The 6,264-nt window shown below is 71.6% G+C and carries 6 protein-coding genes; 3 read left to right on the top strand and 3 right to left on the bottom strand.

Translation table 11 applies throughout. The annotated features are described in order from the left end of the window. Positions 1-301: 301 nt before the first annotated feature. Positions 302-1,300: an aldo/keto reductase gene (locus tag V2J85_RS18320; RefSeq protein ID WP_330822205.1), complete on the top strand. Its 999-nt coding sequence runs from the start codon at positions 302-304 to the stop codon at positions 1,298-1,300. A 228-nt stretch (positions 1,301-1,528) separates the two neighbouring features. Here V2J85_RS18320 and thpR read toward each other — a convergent pair whose 3' ends face one another. Further along, the gene (gene thpR, locus V2J85_RS18315; protein WP_261956174.1) at positions 1,529-2,095 is read right to left on the bottom strand and encodes an RNA 2',3'-cyclic phosphodiesterase; all 567 of its coding nucleotides are present in this window, start codon (positions 2,093-2,095) and stop codon (positions 1,529-1,531) included. Between the two features lie 259 nt (positions 2,096-2,354). Here thpR and V2J85_RS18310 point away from each other — a divergent pair, with 259 nt between their 5' ends. Next, positions 2,355-3,065 (top strand): type III effector protein, encoded by a 711-nt coding sequence (locus tag V2J85_RS18310; protein WP_261956173.1) that lies wholly within the window; start codon positions 2,355-2,357, stop codon positions 3,063-3,065. Positions 3,066-3,409: 344 nt separating this feature from the next. Here V2J85_RS18310 and V2J85_RS18305 read toward each other — a convergent pair whose 3' ends face one another. Continuing rightward, a complete protein-coding gene (locus V2J85_RS18305; protein ID WP_419836803.1) occupies positions 3,410-4,957 on the bottom strand; it encodes an MFS transporter in 1,548 nt (515 codons plus the stop codon). Between the two features lie 336 nt (positions 4,958-5,293). Further along, positions 5,294-5,758: a MarR family winged helix-turn-helix transcriptional regulator gene (locus V2J85_RS18300; RefSeq protein ID WP_030814340.1), complete on the bottom strand. Its 465-nt coding sequence runs from the start codon at positions 5,756-5,758 to the stop codon at positions 5,294-5,296. A 131-nt stretch (positions 5,759-5,889) separates the two neighbouring features. On the opposite strand from V2J85_RS18300, the gene V2J85_RS18295 reads away from it, so the two are divergent. Then, the gene (locus V2J85_RS18295; RefSeq protein WP_261956171.1) at positions 5,890-6,081 is read left to right on the top strand and encodes a BrnA antitoxin family protein; all 192 of its coding nucleotides are present in this window, start codon (positions 5,890-5,892) and stop codon (positions 6,079-6,081) included. Positions 6,082-6,264 lie beyond the last annotated feature (183 nt).

Genomic DNA, 6,264 nt, shown 5'->3' with positions numbered 1-6,264 from the left:
CCCCACCGTCCTTAACTTCCCCTCTCACGGGAGGGGACGGGCCGGAGGGGCCGGTTGTGTGGACGTAAAGCGTCAGCAGTCCACACAACCGGCCCCGGAGGCCCGTCACCGCACCCAACAACCCACCTGGCCCGCCGCAGGCGCAACGGCGAGAACAACCGCGGCGGGACAGACGGGTACGTGGGAGGCGCCGCAAAGCGCGCAACGGCGAGACGACCCGCGGCGCCGCAGACAGGTACGTGGGCGACACCGGGCAACGCCCCTTGCTTAGAGCGCACTTAAAGGCGTTGGCTGAACGACCATGAAGTACACGCAGCTCGGACGCACCGGACTCAAGGTCAGTCGACTCGTCCTCGGGACGATGAACTTCGGCCCGCAGACGGACGAGGCCGACAGCCACACGATCATGGACGCGGCGCTCAGCGCGGGCGTCAACTTCTTCGACACCGCCAACGTCTACGGCTGGGGCGACAACAAGGGCCTCACCGAGGAGATCGTCGGCTCGTGGTTCGCCAAGGGCGGCGGCCGGCGCGACAAGACCGTGCTGGCCACCAAGGTCTACGCGAACATGGCCCCGGACGGCGAGGCGGCCTGGCCCAACCACGACAAGCTCTCCGCCGTCAACATCCGGCGCGCGGTGGACGCCAGCCTCAAGCGGCTGGGCACCGACTACATCGACCTCTACCAGTTCCACCACGTCGACCGGGACACCCCCTGGGACGAGATCTGGCAGGCCATCGACGTCCTCGTCCAGCAGGGCAAGATCCTCTACGCCGGCTCCTCCAACCACGCCGGCTGGCACATCGCCCGCGCCAACGAGACGGCCGCGCGCCGCGGTTCGTACGGGCTGGTCAGCGAGCAGTGCCTCTACAACCTCTTCGAGCGGCGCGCCGAGATGGAGGTCATCCCGGCCGCACAGGGCTACGGCCTGGGCGTCATCCCCTGGTCCCCGTTGCACGGCGGGCTGCTGGGCGGCGCACTCCGCAAGGAGCGCGAGGGCGGCGGCGCCCGGTCGGTCTCCGGCCGCTCGGCCGACTCGCTCGCCGACCCGAAGGTCCGCGCGCAGATCCAGTCCTACGAGGACCTGCTCGACAAGCACGGCCTGGAGCCCGGCGAGGTCGCCCTGGCCTGGCTGCTGACCCGGCCCGGCGTCACCGGCCCGATCGTCGGCCCGCGCACCGCCGGACAGCTCGCCTCCGCGCTGCGCGCCATCGAGCTGGAGCTGCCGGACGAGCTGCTCGCCTCGCTGGACGAGATCTTCCCCGGCCCCGGGCCGTCCCCGGAGGCGTTCGCCTGGTGAACCCCGGTTCGCTCGTAAGCCGTGCCCGCGGACGTGACCGCGACTCCTGATCCGCGGCCCGTCAGCCGCGCACGGGTGGGCGTCAGCGCAGCGCTGCCGCCACGATCACGACGATGAGCAGCACGGCGAGCAGGCCGGACATGATGCGGTTACGGGTCTTCGGGTCCACCCCCTGAGCGTAACCGGGGTGGACCCGAACATTTCACCGGGCCGGACCGCCCGCTCTCCTCACTCGCCCAGCGGCCAGGACGCGATCTCTTCGTAGTGGGACTGCGCTCCGGCCGTACCGGGGGCCGGCGGATGGCTGCGCATCAGGGAGAGCGTCCCGACCGTCCAGGAGCGGCCGCTGAATTCCTTCAGGGCGGCCGCGTACGGGGCGAGCTTCAGATGGCCGACGCGGTTCCGGGCGAGGGTGAGGTGCGGGGTGTAGGGGCGGTGCTCGTCCACCTCGAGGCCCGCCCGCCGGCCCGCGGCCGCCGCCGAGTCGGCAAGCTTGCGCATGGCGGGACGGTCGCCGTCCGCGCCGGCCCACACCACCCGGTCCGCGAACCGGCCACCGCCGGCGATCCGCAGCTCGTACGGATCCCGGCGGTGGGCCGCCCGGCCCAGCCGTTCCCGCAACTCGGGCACGGTGTCCTCGGGGACCTCGCCGTAGAAGGCGAGAGTGAAGTGCCAGCCGTCCCGTGCGCTCCAGCGCAGACGCTCGGCCGCGGGAAGCTTCTTCAGCAGCGCCACCTCGGCGGCGAGTTCGTCGAGCACGGCGGCGGGCGGCAGGACGGCGGCGAAGAGTCTCATGCGGTCAGTGTGGCGCAGCCGGACCCCGTACGGCCGTGCCCGGAACCGACCGGAACCGACCGGAACCGACCGGCTCCCGCCCTCCGCCGAGCGCTTCACCTGACTCCCGCGGTAACGTGTCATCGGGTGGATGACACATAGGACGTCATCGGCGAGTTGACGGTGCGAGGTCCGGACATCTTGAGGTCTTGCCCCGAGACGGGTATCGACCTCGTGGTGTCCCGCGTCTTGTCGCCGACACGTCGCGAAGGAGAGGCCCGTGCCCGCAGACGAACACCCCCGGAGCGCCGTACCCGCGTCCTTCCCCGCCGCCACGGCTGCGCTCCGCGCCATCGACGAGGCCCTGCGCAGCGCCCGCACGGAGGAGCCCGAGGCCCCGGCCGGCGAGCCGGACCATGTGCCGGCGGCGGGGGACGCCCCGTCAGCCGCGGAGAGCGGCCGTGTCGAGCAGGTGCTGGCCTCGCTGCTGTTGTTGCGGGAGGTACGTGAGCGGCTCGCGACGTGGGAGACGGGGCTGATCGAGACCGCCCGGGAGGCCGGCGCCAGCTGGGCCGACCTGGCCGAACCGCTCGGGGTGGCCAGCCGCCAGGCCGCCGAACGCCGCTATCTGCGGCTCCGCCCCGGCGCCGCCGGCACCACCGGCGAGCAACGCGTCAAGGCCACCCGCGACCGCCGCGCCGCCGACCGCAGCGTCACCGCCTGGGCCCGCCGCAACGCCGCCGAACTGCGCCGCCTCGCCGGCCAGATCACCGCCCTGACCGACCTGCCCACCGCCGCCCGCACGCCCCTCGAAGAACTCGGCCAGGCCCTCGGCGACGACGACGCCGCCCGGCTCATCGCCCCACTCACCGCCACCCGCCCCCACCTCCGGCACCGCCACCCCCAACTCGCCGCCCGCATCGACGACCTCACCCGCCACACCGACCGCCTCCGCCAAACCAGCGACGACCAGCGCCGCACCACGCCCTGACGCCCTGAGGGCGGGAAGGCCGGGCCGGGAGCAAGCCGGAGATGCCAAGCGGGAGATGCCAAGGGGGAGATGCCAAGCCGGAGATGCCCCGTCGGAGATGCCACGTCGGGGAGATCGAGCTGGAGAGGTCGAGCCGGGTCCTGGAGAGGCCGAGCCGGGGCGAGGACGCGGTGCACATCGACCTCCACGGCTGCAGGGAAGCCGCCTCCGGCCCGTCGCCGAGCTGACCGGCAGACCGCCCGACCACCAGCCGAGCCACCGACCGCCGGCCGCTCGGTGGCTCGGTGGCTCGGCTCGACGAGCCAGCCGAGCCGCCGTACGCCGCCGCCCGCTACGCCGCGTGCCTACGCCGCCGGAGCCAATTCCTGCTCCTCGGACCGCGTACTGCCGGGGACCCGGGGGACGAACCTGACGTGCGGGTGGCCGGGGCGCAGGTCGATCTTGAGGCGGAGGCCGCCGACCCGGGCGAGGATCAGGCCGATCAGGGCCGCGGCCGCCATGGAGATCAGCCCGCCGGCCAGGAAGCCGATCCGGGCGCCGAAGGCGTCGGTGACCCAGCCGACGATCGGGGCGCCCAGCGGGGTGCCGCCCATGAAGACCATCATGAACAGGCTCATCACCCGGCCCCGCATCAGCGGATCGGTGGCCATCTGGACGCTGGAGTTGGCGGTGACGTTGATCGTCAGGCCGACCATGCCGATCGGGGCGAGCAGCGCCGCGAAGACCCAGAACGACGGGGCGAGCGCGGCGGTGACCTCCAGGAGGCCGAAGAGCAGCGCCGCGCCCACCAGGAGTCGCAGCCGCGAGCTGCCACGGCGGGCCGCGAGCAGCGCGCCGATCAGCGAGCCGGCCGCCATCAGGCCGTTGAACAGGGCGTACGTACCGGCGCCCTGGTGGAAGACGTGATAGACGAACGCGGTCAGCCAGATCGGGAAGTTGAAGCCGAAGGTGCCGATGAACCCGACCAGGACGATGGGCCAGATCAGGTCGGGGCGGCCGGACACATAACGCAGGCCCTCGCGCAGTTGGCCCTTGCTGCGCGGGACGCGGTCGACCTTGTGGAGTTCGGCGGTCCGCATCATCAGGAGACCGGCGACCGGCGCCACGAAGGACAGGCCGTTGAGGAGGAAGGCCCAGCCGCTGCCGAAGGCGGTGATCAGGACACCGGCGACGGCCGGGCCGATCAGGCGCGCGGACTGGAAGTTGGCGGAGTTGAGGCTGACGGCGTTGCGCAGTTCGTCCTGGCCGACCATCTCGGAGACGAACGCCTGGCGGGCCGGGTTGTCGACGACGGTGACCAGGCCGAGCAGGAAGGCGACCAGGTAGACGTGCCACACCTGGACGTGCCCGGTGAGCGTGAGCGCGGCGAGGGCGAGGCCGGTGAGGCCCATCGCGGACTGGGTGAGCAGCAGCAGCTTGCGCTTGGCGAAGCGGTCGGCGATCACCCCGCCGTAGAGGCCGAACAGCAGCATCGGCAGGAACTGCAGCGCGGTGGTGATACCGACCGCGGCGGAGGAGCCGGTCAGGCTGAGCACCAGCCAGTCCTGGGCGATGCGCTGCATCCAGGTACCGGTGTTGGACACCATCTGCCCGGTGGCGAACAGACGGTAGTTACGAATCCGGAGAGAGCTGAACGTGCCCTTACGCGGTGTTTCCGTGCGCGGTGCGGCAGCGGGACCGTTGGCTGTACGGGCGCCGGGGGCGACACGGGCACCACTGGAGGCATGAGCACCACTGGAGGCACGAGCACCGGTGGCGGCAGGGGCGTCGAGGGAGCTGTTCACCGCGGCGGTACCGGCCGTGTCCGTACCGGCGGCGGCCGGGCCCGGGCCTGCGGTACCACTCGGGGCAGCAGGAGCGGCAGCGGCGGGGGCAGCGGCGGGGGCAGCGATACGCCCGCCACGGGCCCGGATGCGCGAGGCAGCCTTGGCCGCGTCGCCCCCGGCCGCGTCGGCCCTGGTCACCTCATGCGTGGTCGCATCGGGTGCAGTCGCATCAGGCGTGGTCACATCGGGTGCGGTCACATCGGCCGAAGTGGAGTGGACCGGTATCGCGGTGTCCGGGTTCGCGTCGCCGTGAACGGCGTCACCGCGAACCGTGTCGGCGTGAACGGTGTCGCCGTAAGTCGCGTCACCATGAACCGCGTTGTCGTAGGAGTTCGGTGCGGGGGCGGAGTGTGCTCCGGGTCCCGTACTCAAAGTGGGTTCGCCTCCTCGGCCTCGTGTTCTCTACAGCTGTGCCAGCTTCTCCAGTACGGGCGCGGCGGCCCGGAGCTTGGCCCACTCGTCCTCGTCCAGCCCGGAGGCCAGCTCGGCGAGCCAGGCGTTGCGCCGACGGCGGCTCTCCTCCAGCATCGCCTCGGCCTCTTCGGTCTGGGTGACGACCTTCTGGCGGCGGTCGTCGGGGTGGGGCTCCAGCCGGACCAGTCCCTTGGCCTCCAGCATGGCCACGATGCGGGTCATCGACGGCGGCTGCACATGCTCCTTGCGTGCCAGCTCGCCGGGGGTGGCGTGGCCGCACCGGGCCAGCATCCCGAGCACCGACATCTCGGTGGGCGTCAGCGATTCGTCCACCCGCTGGTGCTTCAGGCGGCGGGACAGGCGCATCACGGCGGACCGCAGAGCATTGACCGCGGCCGCGTCCTCTGGGGAGCCCTCCCCGCCTTCGGGCTGGGAGTGGGACAGTTCCGGCATGGTCTTTAGCATAACTCATTACCCTCTCTAAGGAAAGCGAGAAGCCGGCTGCTCCCCGCGCGTCACCCGTATGAGTGAGGACGCGGCGGAAAGTGACACACCTGACCACTCAGGGGCGGGACCGTGTCCGTATGGGATCGCGAGTGCTCAGCCTGCGCGTCGACGGGGAGCTGCTGGAGCGCATTCGGCAGCACGCCACAAAACGCGGAATGAGCGTCCAGGACTATGTCGTCCGGACGCTCATCCGCGAAGACTTCGATGAACGCTTCAAAACCTCGGTCGACGAGACCGAACGCCTCGGCGTCTGGGGAACGGTCACTTGAACGCCCCCGGTACGTCCGGGCGCATCCAGGCGGCTACCCCCGCCTGAGCGTCCGGAGGTCACCCCGGGCCCTGAGTGTCCGGAGGTCGCCCTGGACCCCGAGTGTCCGAGTTCGCCCTGGACCCCGAGTGTCCGGAGGCCGCCCCGGACCTCGAGTATCCGGAGGTCACCCCGGACCCCGAGT

The sequence above is a fragment of the Streptomyces bugieae genome (assembly GCF_036352915.1).
Classification (GTDB): domain Bacteria; phylum Actinomycetota; class Actinomycetes; order Streptomycetales; family Streptomycetaceae; genus Streptomyces; species Streptomyces endophytica.
Note: the sequence above shows the minus strand (reverse complement) of the source record. Positions and strands in the feature narration are given on the sequence as shown.

Excerpts from the sequence above, each read along its gene's own strand:
- V2J85_RS18300 (WP_030814340.1), bottom strand. The coding sequence starts at position 5,758 with ATGCCGGAACTGTCCCACTCCCAGCCCGAAGGCGGGGAGGGCTCCCCA.
- thpR (WP_261956174.1), bottom strand. The coding sequence starts at position 2,095 with ATGAGACTCTTCGCCGCCGTCCTGCCGCCCGCCGCCGTGCTCGACGAA.
- V2J85_RS18295 (WP_261956171.1), top strand. The coding sequence starts at position 5,890 with ATGGGATCGCGAGTGCTCAGCCTGCGCGTCGACGGGGAGCTGCTGGAG.
- V2J85_RS18320 (WP_330822205.1), top strand. The coding sequence starts at position 302 with ATGAAGTACACGCAGCTCGGACGCACCGGACTCAAGGTCAGTCGACTC.